The organism is Rhodoferax ferrireducens T118 (assembly GCF_000013605.1).
GTDB lineage: Bacteria > Pseudomonadota > Gammaproteobacteria > Burkholderiales > Burkholderiaceae_C > Rhodoferax > Rhodoferax ferrireducens.
Genome location: NC_007908.1, coordinates 4593079 through 4607760, shown reverse-complemented (window position 1 = coordinate 4607760; position 14682 = coordinate 4593079). Strand labels below are relative to the sequence as shown.

Below are 14682 nucleotides of genomic sequence, written 5' to 3'. Positions count from 1 at the left end.
CCGCTTAGGCGCGCTCTCTATTCGTGGTCAAAAGCCCTTACGTCGGGTACAACGAAACGGCCACGCAAGGATAGCAACTCAGTCCGGTGCAAACGTGCGAGCTTATTGATCACTTTTTCACCGTCTTTCAGAAGATGAATTTCAATCCGTCGCCGGTCGTCAGAGGAACGACGGCGTTCGACCAAGCCCAGCTTCTCGCAGCGTGAAATCAGTGCGACTACGCCATGCTGTTGCGCCTGCAAGCGTTCCGCCAGCTCCCCGACGGTTGCCCAATCACGATCAGGATAACCTTTGACATGCAGCAACAGCAGATACTGCAAAGGCGTCAGGCCATGCTGGCGCGTAACCTCTTCGCTAAAGCGTTCAAACTTCCGAATCTGGTAACGAAAATCGGACAGTATTTCAAAATCATGTTTATTGAGGGGTAGCGCTTTGAGCTTCGGTACGGCCATATCCATCCTAAATCGGTGTGAGCTGGCATTTTCTCATCCCCTCCCAATCGAGGCGTCGCAGCAGGCCTGTTGCGCACCGTGCTTCACGGTGCCAGGTCGTCAGTGGCTCAGGACGATTTGCATCAGTATCAGCTACATGAACAGTCCAGCGCCTGCAATCACTGTTGCCATTTGCAGCGCCTTGATATCTTCGCGCATGGAGAACAATGCATACACGCCGCGATAGATCAGTCCAACTGAACATAGCAGGCCGAGCCCCCCAACGACAACTCCGACAGACAGATTCGGTACGAACAGCGTCAGCGAAGAGAGCCACATGGGAACTGGTGCAATCGCTGCCAGGGTAAAACATGCGTGGTAGTCGGCTGCCGTCCAGGTTGGAATTCTTCAACAAGATGCCGAATTGAAGGCCGGCGGCATTCGCTATCTGGATGTGCGCACCAGTGGTGGCGTAGCCGGCCTTGATCGCGGCTGTTGCCTGATCATCGGCGGCGAGGCCGACACCGCTGCGCACTTGCGGCCCGTCTCTTCCGCCCTCGCTGGCTCAAGGTGGGCAACGCAGGACAAAAGCTCTGAATGTCAGCGACCCAAAGACTAAAGACTTGTTCAGGTCAGCTTGGCTTGGCGTCGTGCGCGTGCAGCATGGTGTCGATGGCCAGCGCCGAGTGCGCGTAGGCCGCACCAGCGCGCATCTCGGCCGCAACCCAGATGGCCTCCATGAGCTCCTGCTCGGTGGCGCCCGCCTTCAGTGCCGTTTGCGTATGGCCGCGAATGCAATACGGACATTGGGTCACGTGTGCCACGGCCACCGCGATCAGCTGCTTGGTCTTGCTGGGCAAGGCGCCGTCGGCAAAGACGCTGGCGCTGAAGGCCTTGAAGGCGTCCAGCGGGTTGGGCGCGAGTTCACGGCGTTTGCGCGCGACTTCGGCACCTGCATGGGGGTAAATGGAACTGTCCATAACATCTCCTTTGGGATTGATGGGTGTGGTTCGGCTTGCGTCACCGGTTGGCGTCGATAGCCTCGGGTGCAAGAAGAAATTCCCGCAGGGCGACCGCGTTGTTGTGTGTTTCGTCATGCGCGCCATACACGAGCGTGACGGGGCCCTTGCGCGCCAGTGTGCGCAAGGTATCGAGCAACTCCGCGTGTGGGCGCAATTCGGCCGCATAGCGCTGGCGAAACTCCTGCCAGCGCGCGGGGTCATGACCGAACCATTGGCGCAACGCGGTGCTGGGCGCCAGCTCCTTGGCCCATTGATCCACGGCCAGACTCTCCTTCTTGATGCCTCGCGGCCACAGGCGGTCAATCAATACACGCGCACCGTCGTCGTGGGATGGAGGATCGTAGGCGCGCTTGATCCGGATATGGCTGGCTGGAATTTTCGTGCTCATGAAGATGCCCTTGCAGCAGTCTGGCTCTGGCGCTCGCCGGCGGGCAGGTGCGGCCAGCGCAACGCGCTCGACCGGGGCTCCTCGCAAACTGCAAGGTGTGTCGAGATGATCCTGCTCGGAAATTTCAAGGTTTAGCTCCCGATGAACGTGACAGAAGCCAGACGATGGCACGTTCGCCATATTTGAATCTGCAATTGCCAGACAGCCAAGCATACGCGTCGTGCGCGACACGATTGCCTAGTAGGGGCATTTAACATGCATCTTATGATGGACGCTTGTCAGACTGGGAGCAACAGCCAGCACACTGAAACCGCATGATGGAACCGAACAAGCCCAAGATTATCTTTGCGCGCTCCGTCCTCAAGGCTACCCGTTCCAAGCTTGGGGGAGCGAGGGAAATGGCTGAACCCGAGGCCGCCTATCCCAACCTTGACGCATTGCTGACGGCGGTGCGCAATTGCCGTGCGTGTGAGTCGCATCTGCCGCTTGGTCCTCGTCCGGTGCTGCGAGCGGGTGAGGCGGCGCGTATCCTCATCGTGGGGCAGGCGCCCGGTGTGCGCGTGCACACGACCGGTATCCCATGGGACGACCCGAGCGGGGAGCGTCTGCGCGCATGGATGGGTGTGGACAAAGCGCTCTTCTATGACGAATCGCGCATCGCCATCATTCCCATGGGTTATTGTTATCCGGGGCGCGCAAGGGGTGGTGATTTACCGCCGCGTCGTGAATGTGCGGCGCTTTGGCTTGACCAGTTGCTGTCCCGGATGCCGCGGATTGAATTGACTCTGCTGGTCGGTCAGTATGCGCAGCACCATTTTCTGGGTAGCCGCCGCAAACCGTCACTGACCGAAACAACGATGGCCTGGCGGGAGTACGCGCCGCGATTCATCCCGCTGCCGCACCCTTCGCCGCGCAACCAACCCTGGTTCAAGCAGCACGCCTGGTTTGAGGAGGACGTGGTACCCGCGTTGCAGGCACGCATCAACGCCATGATCGCCCGCTGACGGCCGGGGCGCGTTGCCGTTGTGCGGACTTTGCGTTGAGCGCTTCGTCGGTCCAGCCAGAGACCTCGACTTGATCAGGCTTGGTTATTCTGAATACCCACGTTGAAGTCGCGGTTGCTGGTGAACAAATAAAGATGCATCTTATATCTATTTTATTATGAAGATGTGCATCACCGGTCTGCCGGCGCTTTAACTGCAAGGAATTTGATATGCCATCCGCCGACTTGTGTACCGAAGAGGAAATTATTCAATTGGTGAACCGGTTCTACGCAGGCGTTCGCAAGCACGAGGTGCCGGGTCCAATAGTCAACCCGCATGTGAAAGACCGGGATACACATCTGTCCACCATGGGGGACTTTTGGTCATCCCCATTGCGTGGCAGCGCCCGATTTCGCGGCGCGCCCATGCCCATGCCCGAGCACACTGCACTGCCGAGCCGGAATGCGGACAAGCTGGCGGGAGTCGCGTGATGGACAGCGCCATTCTGAGTCTGCTGGGCGCTTTTTTGCTGTCGATCATCGGCCTGTTCGTGTTCATCTGGTCTTCGCGCAAAGGCCTGCTGGTGGAGAACCCGAAGGCCGCTTCGGTAATCTTCGCGCGTGGCGAGATCGGGCGGGTTGACGATCCGGCCCTTGCGGACGCAGCACAGGATTCCATGCAGGCAGCGGCGCTGGAGCCAGGCCACCCGTTGCACGTTGCTGACGCGACCGAACTGCAGGACCGCATCGCGTCCGACCAGTCGAGTGCTTTTCCGGTCTTCATGTTTATCGCCTTCGCCTGCTTCTGGCTGCTGCTCGGCTCGCTGGCGGGCTTGACCTCCTCGATCAAGCTGCACCAGCCCGACTGGCTGACCGACCAGGCCTGGCTGACCTTTGGCCGCATTCGCACGGTGCACCTGACCGCCGTGTTGTACGGTTGGATCAGCAATGCGGCGCTGGGCATGATGCTGTGGCTGCTGCCGCGCCTGCTGCGTACGCATTTGCACGGGGCGATCTGGGCCATGCTCGGCGGTGCCCTCATCAACATGGGCATCGCCGCTGCCATCGGTGCCATTTCGTCCGGCTGGACCGACGGCATGGAATACCTGGAAATTCCGTGGCAAATCGCCATCCTCATCTTCGCCGGTTTTGTGCTGGTGATCTTGTCGGTGTTGTATACGCTGGTAAACCGCAAGGTCGAACATCTATACGTCAGCGTCTGGTACATGGTGGCGGCGTTGTTATGGATTTCCCTGCTGTTTCTGGTCGCCAAACTGCCTGGTGTGCATACCGGCGTGCAACAGGCCACCACCAACTGGTGGTACGGGCACAACGTGCTGGGCCTGTGGTTCACACCCGTCAGCGTAGGTGCCATTTATTACTTCTTGCCGAAGATCATCGGCCGGCCGGTTCGCTCCTACAACCTGTCAATACTGGGTTTCTGGACGTTGGCGTTCTTTTACGGTCAGGTCGGCGGGCATCATTTGATTGGCGGACCGGTGCCGGGCTGGCTGACGACGTTGTCAATTGTGCAAAGCGTGATGATGGTCATTCCGGTCGTCGCCTTCAGTATCAACATGGGCGGCACCCTCAAGGGGCGAATGCATCTGGCCCGCTACTCGCCGACGCTGCGCTTCATGATGTTTGGCGGACTCATGTACTTTGCCTCGTCGCTGCAGGGTTCGCTTGAAGCGCTGCGAAGCGTCAACCAGGTGGCCCACTTCACGCACTTCACGGTGGCGCACGCCCACCTGGGCGCTTACGCTTTCGTCACCATGGTCCTGTTCGGCGCCATCTATTTCATGATGCCGCGCGTCCTGAACTGGGAGTGGCCGTACCCGAAATTGATTACGCTGCACTTCTGGCTGTCAGCGATCGGCATTGCCATCTACTTTATCGGCCTGACGATTGGCGGCTGGCTGCAGGGCGTGGCCATGCTGGACGCGGCCCGGCCGTTCATGGACTCGGTCACGCTGACCCTGCCTTACCTGAAATGGCGCACGGCGGGCGGCAGCCTGATGGTGCTGGGACACATTGTCTTTGTCGGCCATTTCCTGGCAATGGCGCTGCGCTTTGGTCCGACGCGCACCGGCGCCGCCCTATTCTGGCAAAACAACAAACGGGAGCTTGCGCATGGACAATGAAGTCAAGCTGGTTTCGGGCGCCATGGTGGCCTTGGCGGTTGCCACCGCCGCACTGGTGGTCATGCCCTACATGGAAGTGCGCGACATTCAGCCGCCGCCCGGCCTCAAGCCCTATACCAGCGCCGAACTGCGCGGGCGCGGGGTTTACATTGCCAACGGCTGCGTCTATTGCCACAGCCAGCAGCCGCGCGACCGCAACTTCGGCCCCGATTTCGAGCGCGGCTGGGGGCGCGCTTCGGTGCCGGGCGACTACATCTACGACAAGCCGCACCTGCTGGGCAGCATGCGCACCGGACCGGATTTGTTCAACATCGCTTCGCGCCAGCCCAGCAAGGACTGGCACCTGGGTCACCTTTACCAGCCGCGCGCCTATGTGCCGGGTTCGATCATGCCGTCCTACCCTTTCCTGTTTACCGTCAAGGACGCGAAGGAGGCCGAGAAAGAAGGTGAACAGCCTGTGTCATTGCCGCCCGCTTATGGCCCGAACGTCGGCCAGGTGGTGGTGCCGACGCCCGAGGCGCTGGACCTGGTCAAGTACCTTCTGGCCTTGAACCATACCTATCCGGTGTTGCCGCCCGCCCCCAAACCCTAAGCCGAACACGAGGTCCATCGATGCCAAAAGAATCAGAATCGGGCCGCCGTGCTCAAGCGCGCGAACAGGAGGATCCGTCCGAGCGGAATCGGCCGATTCCGCTGACGGTGGCACTCATCACGCTGGTCGTGGTGATTTTCGGTGTTACCTACATCCTGCTTTCGGAACCCTTCGGCCGGGCCGATCTTGGCGACCGGCGCACCGTGGCTGATCTGAGAGCGCCTGCAGCCGGGGCGGCGGGCGCAGCGGTCGATGGCAAACAGGTATTTACCGCCAACTGCGTCCCCTGTCACCAGGCGACCGGCAAAGGTTTGCCTGGCGTGTTTCCGCCCCTGGACGGCTCGGAGTGGGTGGGCGGTGATGAGCGTACCGTTGTCAATATCCTGCTGCACGGTGTGAGTGGGGAGCTGACGGTGATGGGCAACACTTACAAGGGCGCGATGCCTTCATTCCAGCAACTCAGTGACGCAGAGTTGGCGGCAGTCGCCAGCTATGTCCGCTCCGGATGGTCAAACAAGGCCGGCGCCATCAAGGCCGAGCTGTTTGCCAGCGAACGCAAGAGCAGTACCCGCACGGCGCCGTTTAACGGCGAAGCCGAGCTGAAGGCCTTGATGGACAAGGTGCCGTGATCTACTCTGGAGGCGGTATGCGGCCGATCCGCAAGCGTCCTGCCCGATGCTCAAGACTGCGTTGCTGAGCGCCAGCCTGGCCGTGGCCGGCTATGCCTGCTCAGCTTGGCTGACCCACGACTTTCAGGTCTGGACGGCCGAAGGTGCGCGGCGCCTGGAAGTGGCCCTGCAGCCCATTGCTGCGCCTTCCGTGCAAATTGACGGCCCCGGTGTGACCGCACAGGCTTTGTCGCAACTCTTGTCCGACGGCCAATCCGTCACCCTGGTTGATTTCGTTTACACCCGCTGCCAGACCGTGTGTCTGGCGCTGGGCAGCGTTTATCAGCAAATGCAGACCACGCTGCAAGCGGCCAGAAAAACCGACGCCGCTGCGCGCCAGGTAAGACTGCTGTCGATCAGCTTCGACGGGCAGCACGACAACCCACGGATTCTGGAGGCTTACGCCGCGCGTCTGGGCGCCGATCAGCTGCTGTGGCGTTTTGTTCGCGTGCCGGATCCGAAAGAAACACAGCGCCTGCTGGCGGATTTTCAGGTCATCGTCGTCCCTGACGGTCGAGGCGCTTTCGAGCACAACGCGGCGCTGCTGGTGGTCAACCAGCACGGACAACTGGTGCGCATCTTTGATTATGCGGAGCAGCAACTGGCCCTCGACTACGCCCGCGACCTGGCGAACGCCGCTTCACCACGATGAAACTGGCGCAGTTTTGGCTCAAGTGGCATTTGGCCATTGCAGGCTTGGCGCTGTGCCTGCTGGCCCTGCCCGGCGCACGACTGTTTCTTGAAGCCAACATGACCCGCCACATGCTGGTTCAGTTTCCCCTGCTTGCCCTCATCGGTTTTTGGTTCGCAGGGGCGTTGCCGCGCAACTGGATGCGGCGCCTGAATTCATGGAACGGCTACGGCATCAGCGGTTTGTTCGCCAGCGCCCTGTTGCTCGCACTATTGATGATCCCCCGCGTCCTGGACCTGGCCTTGGTTGACGGCCGTATTGAACTGGTCAAATGGCTGGCCCTGCTTGTGTGCGGCGCAGCCGTGCGCCTGTCATGGCAGCCTGCTGGCTTGCTGGTGCAAGGCTTCTTTCTGGGCAACGTGCTGCCCATGATGGTCGTTGTGGGTTATCTGTTTGAAAGTTCGCCGGTGCGCCTGTGTAACGCCTACCTCCTCGACGATCAGGAAAGGCTGGGGCAAAGCCTGCTCTGGATCGCGGCCGTCACCGGGTTGGCGTGGTTGGCCATCCTGGTGCGTGCGATGATGCGCCGAGAGGCGGCGACCGCGCTACCAACACCCTCTGAAGAAGGCCCGAGCACGACATATGGTTGACATGGATGCGTTGGCATGGGGCCGCTAAACGTTATGCCTTTGGCATCGGCAATGTCAGCGTAAACACCGCGCCTCCTTGCGGCAGGTTGGCGGCGCTGAGCTGCCCGCCGTGTTGCTCAACCAGGCCGTAGCTGATCGACAGACCCAGACCGGTGCCTTTGCCCACGCTCTTGGTGGTAAAAAACGGATCAAAGACGCGCGACAAATGTTCAGGTGCAATGCCTGGGCCGTTGTCGGCAAAGCGCAGACGCACTTGCCCGCCATCTTGCTGCAGGCTGATGCGCAATTGCGGCGCAGTGGCGTCGTCTGTGCTGGCGGCGTCCGAAGCGTTCTGGATCAGGTTCATCACCACCTGCAGCAACTGCCCGGCGTTGCCGGTGACAAAACAATCGGGGCCACGCGTCCAGACCATCTCGAACCGGGGCGACGTGCCTTTTTTGACCCACAGCATGGCGCGCTCCACCACCGCGTTGAGTTCCACCTGCGTCACGTCCTCGTGCGCCGCGGTGGCAAAGCGCTTGAGGCCGTTGACGATGTCGGTGGTGCGCTGGGCGCCCTCTAACGTGCCCGCCATCAGCGAAGGCAGGTCGCCCACCAAGTGGTCGATACGCAGCTCAGCGCGCAGCGCCTGCACCGGCGCGGGCAGGTCAAGCTGGTGCAGCGCCTGCAGGTAGCGGCTCAGGCGTGCGCCGTAGCGTTGCAGCACATGCACATTGCCCAGCACAAAACTGATCGGGTTGTTGAGCTCGTGCGCCACGCCAGCCACCAGCCGCCCCAGCGAGGCCATCTTTTCCGAATGCAGCAGTTGCGCCTGCGCATTTTTCAAGGCCTCGTGCGCCTGGCGCAACTGCTGGTAGGCGCGTTTGAGCTCGCCCAGGGGGCGTCCCACCAGCACCCGGCCGACCTGGCGACCGGCGCTGTTGTGCCGGGGGGTGCAATTGAAGTCCACCGCGACCACTTCACCACTGGCGCTGCGCAGATTGATCTCCACCACCGCAGCGTCATGCGAGGCCGATTGGTACATCGCCAACTGCCAGCGCTGCACACTTTGTTCGTCGGCCAGCAAGCCGAGCACCGGCGTGCCGCGCAGCGCCTGCTCGCTCAGACCCACCAGTTCGCACAAAGCCGCGTTGGTTTCTTCGATCATGCCGTTCTGATTGCAGGCGATCAGCACATCGCTCATGGCCGACAGCAGGCTGAAGATGAATTGCTGCGACTGTTCAAGCTGCGCGTTCTTTTCCTCCAGCTCGATCTCATCGGTCACCAGCTTGGAATAGACCTCGTCCATCTTGTGAATGACGTCCAGCCAGGTCGCCTCGTCCATGCCTTCGAGGGCTCCGACGGGCAAATGGTGCAGCGGTGACGGTTGTGGCACAGGCATGGGTTTCAATGCACCGTGCAGACCATGCACGGATCAAACGAACGCACGATGTGCTGCACCGCCACACTCTGGCCACCGGCGCCCTCAATGGCGTTGTCAAGCCGTGCGCCCACCAGCGCGGCTTCCAGCGCGCCGGGCGTGCCCGCCGCATCGCGCGGCGAAAAGTTCCAACTGGTGGGTGCCACGATCTGGTAATGCGCAATACGACCGTTCTCGATGCGCAGCCAGTGCCCGAGCGCACCGCGTGCCGCCTCGGTCAGCCCGATGCCTTGCGCCTGCTCGGGCTGCGCCTGCACCGCATGAAACGGCGCGTGTGGCTGCAGCGCCAGCAGCCACTGCTCCATCAGCGGCAGGATGCGGGCCATCTCCAGCAAGCGCGCCAGCACCCGGGTATAAACCGTGCCGCCATGCGCCAACACGGCGGCGCGGATCAGGGGCTGGCCGTCCACCAGTTGCCGCGCAATGGCGCCGGTCTCAACCACCTGGCTCCCTAAGCGCGGCGCCTTGTTCCAGCTGTAGGCGCCCGGCTTGTCCGGCTCGGGTTGGGTCAGGCCGGCCATCGGGTGCAGGGCTTGCGCGCTGGTGCTTTCAGCGTACCAGGCGTGGCGCGCGTCTTCGCTGATCTGCGTCGGGTCGAGCGGCAGGCCTTGCTGCAGGGCGGCGTCCCAAACCCCGCGCGCCAAGGCGTGACCACCTTCAAACCGGGCGTAGGCGCCGTAGCTGAGGTAGCGGCCCGGTCCCGGCCCCAAATTCGTCAACTGGGTCGCCTCGGCCAGGTCAAGAAACAGCGCCATGTCGCTGCCCGCAGCACGCGCGCGCCAGCGCTGCAAGGCGGCCAGGCTGTCAAGCGTTGCCACTTCTTCCAGCGCTGTGCCAAACAGCGTTTGCTCCAGAAAGGCGCGCATCTCGCGCACCCGCGCCAGCAGGCGAATGCGCTCGGTGGTCTCGATCGCGCGTGACGTGCCCCCCGGCAGCACGGCGCCGGTGTGCGGCCATTTGCCGCCCAGCGTGCCGATCAGCTCAAACCAGCGCGCGCGCGCCGCCAGTGCTGCGCGGCTGCGCAGGCCGCCGTTGGAGGTGCTGCCAGCCAGTGCTGCAAAGCGCCGCTCGGCTTCCCGAAACCAGGGCCGGGCGGCATACACCGCGCGCGTGAAGTCGGGCATGAAAAACAGATAAAAATGCGTCAGATGGTCGGCAAAGTTCTCGCACGCGAGCATCAGGTTGATGGCATGCATGCCGTTGGGCGGCACCACCACGCCTGACGCATCGGCCAGCGCCTTGGCTGCCGCCACCGACTGAGAGACCGAGCAAATGCCGCAAATACGCGGCGCGATGCTCAAAGCATCCATCGGGTCACGGCCATTCAGGATAAGCTCGAAACCGCGGAACATCGGGGCGTTGACGCGGGCCTCAGTGACCCGGCCATCGGTGACTTCCAGCTGGACTTCGAGGTCACCCTCGACGCGGTTAAAAGGGCCAAGAATCAGGCGGCTCATGGGCAGGTCTGCGCTTAGCGCAGCCGCGTCTTGCGAGCCACTGGCGGCAGCACCACGTGGTCGCTGTGCGAATTGACCTTGACGCGCCGGGGCGTGGCGCTCTTGGACAAGGAAGCCAGCGCCACAAACCAGGCCTTGGGCATGTCCACGGGCAGGCCGATCGGGATGCCCGCCAGCTTCGGGGTGATGTGAAACGGATGACCGGGGCTTTGAAAACCCGGCGCGGTGCAGTTGATGCAGGCAAAGCCGCCGCGCAGGCAGGAACCATCACCGTTCCAGAGCCGGGTGTTGCAGTCGGCGTGCGCCTGCGTGCCCTTGCAACCCATGTTTTCCATCAGGCAACCCAGGTCGGTGGGCTTGGCCGCACTGGCCTTGTATTCGTAATACTCGTTGCGGGTGCAGGCGTGGTGCACCAGTTGGTCGGCATAAAAACGCGGCCGCCCCAAGGGGTCAAGGTCCTCTTCGGTCAGTTGATGGGCGGCCAGCATCATCAGCGTGTCGAGTACCCAGCCGGGGTGGGTCGGGCAACCCGCGATGTTGATCACCGGCAGCCCAGCTCCAGCCCGAAAGTCGGTACCCAGCAGGCCGCCTGGCTGATCATCTTCATACTGCAACCCGCAGGCATCGGTCGGGTTGCGGCCCGCGGTCGTGATGCCGCCCCAGGCCGCGCAACTGCCGACCGCCACCACATGCGCGGCCACGCCGGCGAGCCGGCGCACCCAATCGGTCATCGCGACGCCGGTGCCAGCCAGCCTGTGGAAACGCCCCGTACCCTGCGGGCCGCGTAGCAGCGCCCCTTCAATACACAGTGCGTCCAGTTGCAACTGGCCTGCCAGGCAGCGTTCCAGCAGCTGGATCAAGTCCTGCTCGCCCGCCAGCGACAGCGCGGGATGCCACAGCAGCCTGATGCCGTTGCTGCGCAAGAGGGCCGGGAAGTCGGTCGTATCGGCGCACAGCAGCGACATACTGCAGCCCCCGCAACCGCCGGATTGCAACCACAACACGTTCAGTGCCATGTGATCTCCAGTTTCAAGCATCGTTAGTCCCCCGCTGCCAAGAGTCTATACCGGGCCGGCCGGCCGTGAAACTTTCGATAACTCACCATGTCGTCTAAAAGAATCCACTGATGCTTGAATAAGCAATCCAAGGTATTCTTCGCCATGGCAATCCGAATTCCGACGATTGATGCTGCACGTTGTTCAGGATGTGGAAGGTGTATTGCCGCCTGTCATCTCCGGCTGTTTGCCTTCGAAACACACGAGTGGAAAAAAACTTCCGTGCTGCACGACAGCGAGCGCTGTAGCGGTTGCGGAAAATGCGCTGCGAATTGCGCTATCGACGCGATTACCATGGGTCAGAAGCCCGTCAGCGCAAACCCGCTACCCGTTGAGCCCGCAAGCCCCCCTGCTGGGCGGTTCATACCTGTTTGATCGTGCAGAGCACACAAGGGTCAAAGGCCGCCGCCAGTGTGCTGGCGCCTAGCGTATCGCCGGCTGGCAAGGCCGCCACGGCGCGCGCCAGTGCCCCGTCGGGATGGAAATTCCACTCCGTGGGCGCCACCACCTGGTAGTCCTGCACCGCGCCTTGGGCATCGAGTTGCACCCAGTGCAGCAGCAGGCCGCGCGCCATTTCGCACCAGGCCAGGGCCTGGCCAGGGCCCAGCTTCATGGCCCCGGTGGCCAACAGCGCGACCCGGCCCAGACTTTGGGTTGGCGCAGAAGCAGCCGCAATTTCGATCAGTTCCAGCCAGCGCGTGCTCAAGCGCGTCCAGGCGCTGTGCGGCGTAGCCGTTTGAGTTTGCCGGTGGCGCAGGCGCGTCCAGGGACCATTCTCAAAGCACTGGCCCAGCCACGTTGGCTGTTGCGCAAAGTCGGGCTGATCGACCAGGGTTTGCGCCAACTGGCGCAACTGGGCACGCTGCAGCGCCGCATCCTCATCGAGCACATTCAGGCCGCGCATCTCTGGCCGCAAGGCGTGCGCCATCGGCTGCCAACTGGCCAGGCAATGGGCCGGCGGCAGGCGAGCGGCCTGCGCGTGGCACCAGTGCGCCAATGCGTCGGGGTCCCGGTGGGCGCTCAGCCAGCTTGATGCCGATTGCTGGAAGACGCGTTGCTCCAGCCACAGGCGCAAAGCGTCCAGCGCCGCGCCCGCCGCCGCCGCATCCAGCCGCGTGGCGGTGGCCAGCGGCAAGGGACAGTCCCGCAGCCATTCCAGCGCCGGGCGGTCGGCCGACAAGCTGGGCAGTCGCTGCGGCCAGTCGAGTGCGATGCTGCGCAAGTGATCCCGCGCGGTCTCGACCCACAGCAACAGCGGTGGCGGACTGGGCGGCGCGGCCCCTGCCTCGCCCTGTGCGACCGCCAAGGCCAGCTCGGCGGTGCCGCGATGAGCATGGGCGCACAGCGTGAACACACTGCTCAACGTGCGGCCGACCTGCTCGCCGCGCTGGCCGCGCAGCAAACGCCCGAGTCGCCCGGCGCCCAGCACCGGGCGCTGGCCGACGATGCTGCGCGGCGTGCCCGGGCACAGTTGGTACTGCCCGTTGAGCGTATCCCAAGGGGCCGCAGTCGCGGTTGCGGGTGCAGGCGCTGTCACTGTCGTCTTCCTTTCTGTCGCTTGGGCGAACTCGGTCCAGGCCGTGCGGCATGGATTGAGGCAGTTTAGCTGGCGCCAAGGCCAGGTGCAGGCCAGCGCGCTGAACGCAGAGTCGCTACTTACAATGGCCCGCTCAACGCTTCATTTTCTACTTCCACAACGTCATGGCGCCCTTTACTCCCCGTCTTTCGCCGTGTCTTCCTGGCGCCGCGCGGTCACGGCGCACCGGATGAATCCAGCCGCCAGCTCGCCTTTTGGCGAACGTCGCTACCACGCCTGGAACGACCATGTGAAGGCGCGTCATGGCGGGCGGGTGCAGAAAGTCTCGGTATTGGCGGGCTTCACCTGCCCGAACCGCGACGGCCTGGTCGGCACCGGGGGTTGCACGTTTTGCAACAACGCCAGCTTTACGCCGGGCTACCTGCACCGGCGCCAGGGCATCACCGAACAGATCGACGCCGGGCTGGAATTCTTGCATCGGCGCTACCCCGGCACGCAGCGCTACATCGCCTATTTTCAGAGCTACAGCAACACCTACGGCGAATCCGAGCGGCTGCGCGCCTGCTACGCCGAGGCGCTGGCCCATCCGCAGATCAGCGGGCTGGCCATCGGCACCCGCCCCGACTGCCTGCCCGACGGGGTGCTGGACTACCTTGCCGAGCTGTCGGGCCACGCCATCATCGAACTTGAAATCGGTGTCGAGTCCTGCAACGACGCGGCGCTGGCGCGGGTCAATCGCGGCCACGATTTTGCCGCCAGCGTCGACGCCATCGAGCGGGCGGCGGCGCGCGGACTGGAAGTCACCGCCCATGTCATGCTCGGGCTGCCGGGCGAATCCCACGCCAGCATGCTGGACGGCGCGCGCCAGCTCTCGGCGCTGCCGATCCATGCGCTGAAACTGCATCAGCTGCAACTAGTGCGCGGCACCGCGCTGGCGCGCGAATGGCAGCGCAATCCCGAGGCCGTGCCGCTGCTCGATGAGCAGGCCTGCATCAGTCTGCTGGTCGATTTCATCGAGCGCCTGTCGCCTCGGGTCCTGCTGCAGCGCGTCGGCAGCGAAGTGCCACCGTCACTCAAACTCGCGCCGGACTGGAACCTGCGCCTGTCCGAACTCGCGCCGCGCCTGACGGCCGAGCTGGCGCGGCGCTCAAGCTGGCAGGGTTGCCGCTATGTAGCGACGGCGCCCGGTCAAGTTTGAGATTGCTATGTTATTAGTAGCGCATAAAGCCGCAGCTACTGGGCTGGCGGCCTGAAAGGCTCTAGACATCGGCACGCGGGGCCACACGCCGGGCCGCAGCCGGCGGTCATGCGCTCAGCAAAGCCCCGTGTTCATGCAACAGCGCCCGGAGAATCGAGCGATGGCAATGAGACTCGTCCTGGCAATAGCAGCCCATGGAGAAATCGGCGCCATGCGACAGCTTGGCCAGCAGTTCAATCGTGCGCGTCGCATCGGGCTGCTTCATTTCCGCGCGGTAGCGCTTCGCAAACGCGTTCCACTTGGCGTCGTCATCGGCTGCTTGTCCGAGCTTCATGGTCTCGATGCTGGGCGCGAGGTTGGGGTACCAGATGTCGTACCAGTTCTGCCGTGCAAACTCGGTTTTGGGTACGCCTCGCGGCGGACGCCGCACGGTTCCTATCCTGATGCCTTCAGCCGGCGCTCGCTCGCTCCCCAATCGGACAATTCGTATTCCCATGGCCACTCCTT

General features: G+C 63.0%; 19 protein-coding genes. 10 read left to right on the top strand and 9 right to left on the bottom strand.

What is annotated here, in order from left to right; all coding sequences use genetic code 11:
• Window positions 1-17: 17 nt before the first annotated feature.
• Both RFER_RS20945 and RFER_RS20940 read right to left on the bottom strand, forming a co-directional pair.
• Window positions 18-452, bottom strand: coding sequence for a MarR family transcriptional regulator (locus RFER_RS20945; RefSeq protein WP_011466392.1), 435 nt, complete (start codon window positions 450-452; stop codon window positions 18-20).
• Between the two features lie 132 nt (window positions 453-584).
• Window positions 585-770, bottom strand: coding sequence for a hypothetical protein (locus RFER_RS20940; RefSeq protein ID WP_049765703.1), 186 nt, complete (start codon window positions 768-770; stop codon window positions 585-587).
• Between the two features lie 85 nt (window positions 771-855).
• Here RFER_RS20940 and RFER_RS20935 point away from each other — a divergent pair, with 85 nt between their 5' ends.
• A complete protein-coding gene (locus tag RFER_RS20935; protein ID WP_041791060.1) occupies window positions 856-1050 on the top strand; it encodes an NAD(P)-binding domain-containing protein in 195 nt (64 codons plus the stop codon).
• 13 nt (window positions 1051-1063) lie between these two features.
• Here the strand turns inward: RFER_RS20935 and RFER_RS20930 are convergent, their stop codons facing one another.
• The gene (locus tag RFER_RS20930; RefSeq protein ID WP_011466391.1) at window positions 1064-1411 is read right to left on the bottom strand and encodes a carboxymuconolactone decarboxylase family protein; all 348 of its coding nucleotides are present in this window, start codon (window positions 1409-1411) and stop codon (window positions 1064-1066) included.
• Between the two features lie 40 nt (window positions 1412-1451).
• On the bottom strand, window positions 1452-1841 hold the full coding sequence (locus RFER_RS20925) for a DUF488 domain-containing protein (protein WP_011466390.1): 390 nt from the start codon (window positions 1839-1841) through the stop codon (window positions 1452-1454).
• Window positions 1842-2239: 398 nt separating this feature from the next.
• On the opposite strand from RFER_RS20925, the gene RFER_RS20920 reads away from it, so the two are divergent.
• From RFER_RS20920 to RFER_RS20890, 7 genes are all read left to right on the top strand, one after another.
• Window positions 2240-2845, top strand: a complete 606-nt coding sequence (locus RFER_RS20920; RefSeq protein ID WP_011466389.1) for a uracil-DNA glycosylase family protein — start codon at window positions 2240-2242, stop codon at window positions 2843-2845.
• A 209-nt stretch (window positions 2846-3054) separates the two neighbouring features.
• Complete coding sequence (locus RFER_RS20915) at window positions 3055-3315, top strand: group III truncated hemoglobin (RefSeq protein ID WP_011466388.1); 261 nt, start codon at window positions 3055-3057, stop codon at window positions 3313-3315.
• Window positions 3315-4967 carry a cbb3-type cytochrome c oxidase subunit I gene (locus RFER_RS20910; RefSeq protein ID WP_011466387.1) on the top strand — a complete coding sequence of 551 codons (1653 nt, stop codon included), beginning with the start codon at window positions 3315-3317 and terminating at the stop codon, window positions 4965-4967. The genes RFER_RS20915 and RFER_RS20910 overlap by 1 nt, the downstream gene beginning before the upstream one ends.
• Complete coding sequence (locus RFER_RS20905) at window positions 4957-5559, top strand: cbb3-type cytochrome c oxidase subunit II (RefSeq protein WP_011466386.1); 603 nt, start codon at window positions 4957-4959, stop codon at window positions 5557-5559. The genes RFER_RS20910 and RFER_RS20905 overlap by 11 nt, the downstream gene beginning before the upstream one ends.
• Before the next feature lie 20 nt (window positions 5560-5579).
• Complete coding sequence (locus RFER_RS20900) at window positions 5580-6188, top strand: c-type cytochrome (RefSeq protein WP_011466385.1); 609 nt, start codon at window positions 5580-5582, stop codon at window positions 6186-6188.
• Window positions 6189-6234: 46 nt separating this feature from the next.
• On the top strand, window positions 6235-6879 hold the full coding sequence (locus RFER_RS20895) for an SCO family protein (protein ID WP_011466384.1): 645 nt from the start codon (window positions 6235-6237) through the stop codon (window positions 6877-6879).
• Window positions 6876-7508 carry a hypothetical protein gene (locus tag RFER_RS20890; RefSeq protein WP_011466383.1) on the top strand — a complete coding sequence of 211 codons (633 nt, stop codon included), beginning with the start codon at window positions 6876-6878 and terminating at the stop codon, window positions 7506-7508. Before RFER_RS20895 ends, RFER_RS20890 begins: the two co-directional genes overlap by 4 nt.
• 31 nt (window positions 7509-7539) lie before the next feature.
• On the opposite strand, the gene RFER_RS20885 is transcribed toward RFER_RS20890, so the two are convergent.
• The 3 genes from RFER_RS20885 to RFER_RS20875 are packed head-to-tail and all read right to left on the bottom strand — an operon-like array spanning window position 7540 to window position 11401.
• Entirely contained in the window at window positions 7540-8889 is a 1350-nt protein-coding gene (locus tag RFER_RS20885; protein WP_011466382.1) for a PAS domain-containing sensor histidine kinase, read from the bottom strand.
• Window positions 8890-8894: 5 nt separating this feature from the next.
• Window positions 8895-10385 (bottom strand): nickel-dependent hydrogenase large subunit, encoded by a 1491-nt coding sequence (locus tag RFER_RS20880; RefSeq protein WP_011466381.1) that lies wholly within the window; start codon window positions 10383-10385, stop codon window positions 8895-8897.
• Window positions 10386-10399: 14 nt separating this feature from the next.
• A complete protein-coding gene (locus tag RFER_RS20875) occupies window positions 10400-11401 on the bottom strand; it encodes a HupU protein (RefSeq protein ID WP_244095763.1) in 1002 nt (333 codons plus the stop codon).
• Between the two features lie 144 nt (window positions 11402-11545).
• Between RFER_RS20875 and RFER_RS23630 the strand changes: the two genes are divergently transcribed.
• A complete protein-coding gene (locus RFER_RS23630) occupies window positions 11546-11815 on the top strand; it encodes an ATP-binding protein (RefSeq protein WP_011466379.1) in 270 nt (89 codons plus the stop codon).
• Here RFER_RS23630 and RFER_RS23150 read toward each other — a convergent pair.
• Window positions 11802-12977 carry a nickel-dependent hydrogenase large subunit gene (locus RFER_RS23150; RefSeq protein ID WP_011466378.1) on the bottom strand — a complete coding sequence of 392 codons (1176 nt, stop codon included), beginning with the start codon at window positions 12975-12977 and terminating at the stop codon, window positions 11802-11804. The two genes, RFER_RS23630 and RFER_RS23150, sit on opposite strands and share 14 nt — an antisense overlap.
• A gap of 193 nt (window positions 12978-13170) precedes the next feature.
• Here RFER_RS23150 and RFER_RS20865 point away from each other — a divergent pair, with 193 nt between their 5' ends.
• Window positions 13171-14175 carry a TIGR01212 family radical SAM protein gene (locus tag RFER_RS20865; protein WP_011466377.1) on the top strand — a complete coding sequence of 335 codons (1005 nt, stop codon included), beginning with the start codon at window positions 13171-13173 and terminating at the stop codon, window positions 14173-14175.
• A gap of 106 nt (window positions 14176-14281) precedes the next feature.
• Here RFER_RS20865 and RFER_RS20860 read toward each other — a convergent pair whose 3' ends face one another.
• On the bottom strand, window positions 14282-14671 hold the full coding sequence (locus RFER_RS20860) for a DUF488 domain-containing protein (protein WP_011466376.1): 390 nt from the start codon (window positions 14669-14671) through the stop codon (window positions 14282-14284).
• Window positions 14672-14682: the final 11 nt, after the last annotated feature.

Excerpts from the sequence above, each read along its gene's own strand:
- RFER_RS20945 (WP_011466392.1), bottom strand. The coding sequence starts at position 452 with ATGGCCGTACCGAAGCTCAAAGCGCTACCCCTCAATAAACATGATTTT.
- RFER_RS20925 (WP_011466390.1), bottom strand. The coding sequence starts at position 1,841 with ATGAGCACGAAAATTCCAGCCAGCCATATCCGGATCAAGCGCGCCTAC.
- RFER_RS20910 (WP_011466387.1), top strand. The coding sequence starts at position 3,315 with ATGGACAGCGCCATTCTGAGTCTGCTGGGCGCTTTTTTGCTGTCGATC.
- RFER_RS20930 (WP_011466391.1), bottom strand. The coding sequence starts at position 1,411 with ATGGACAGTTCCATTTACCCCCATGCAGGTGCCGAAGTCGCGCGCAAA.
- RFER_RS23630 (WP_011466379.1), top strand. The coding sequence starts at position 11,546 with ATGGCAATCCGAATTCCGACGATTGATGCTGCACGTTGTTCAGGATGT.
- RFER_RS20880 (WP_011466381.1), bottom strand. The coding sequence starts at position 10,385 with ATGAGCCGCCTGATTCTTGGCCCTTTTAACCGCGTCGAGGGTGACCTC.
- RFER_RS20875 (WP_244095763.1), bottom strand. The coding sequence starts at position 11,401 with ATGGCACTGAACGTGTTGTGGTTGCAATCCGGCGGTTGCGGGGGCTGC.
- RFER_RS20920 (WP_011466389.1), top strand. The coding sequence starts at position 2,240 with ATGGCTGAACCCGAGGCCGCCTATCCCAACCTTGACGCATTGCTGACG.
- RFER_RS20890 (WP_011466383.1), top strand. The coding sequence starts at position 6,876 with ATGAAACTGGCGCAGTTTTGGCTCAAGTGGCATTTGGCCATTGCAGGC.
- RFER_RS20915 (WP_011466388.1), top strand. The coding sequence starts at position 3,055 with ATGCCATCCGCCGACTTGTGTACCGAAGAGGAAATTATTCAATTGGTG.
- RFER_RS20900 (WP_011466385.1), top strand. The coding sequence starts at position 5,580 with ATGCCAAAAGAATCAGAATCGGGCCGCCGTGCTCAAGCGCGCGAACAG.
- RFER_RS20940 (WP_049765703.1), bottom strand. The coding sequence starts at position 770 with ATGTGGCTCTCTTCGCTGACGCTGTTCGTACCGAATCTGTCTGTCGGA.
- RFER_RS20895 (WP_011466384.1), top strand. The coding sequence starts at position 6,235 with ATGCTCAAGACTGCGTTGCTGAGCGCCAGCCTGGCCGTGGCCGGCTAT.
- RFER_RS20885 (WP_011466382.1), bottom strand. The coding sequence starts at position 8,889 with ATGCCTGTGCCACAACCGTCACCGCTGCACCATTTGCCCGTCGGAGCC.
- RFER_RS20860 (WP_011466376.1), bottom strand. The coding sequence starts at position 14,671 with ATGGGAATACGAATTGTCCGATTGGGGAGCGAGCGAGCGCCGGCTGAA.
- RFER_RS20905 (WP_011466386.1), top strand. The coding sequence starts at position 4,957 with ATGGACAATGAAGTCAAGCTGGTTTCGGGCGCCATGGTGGCCTTGGCG.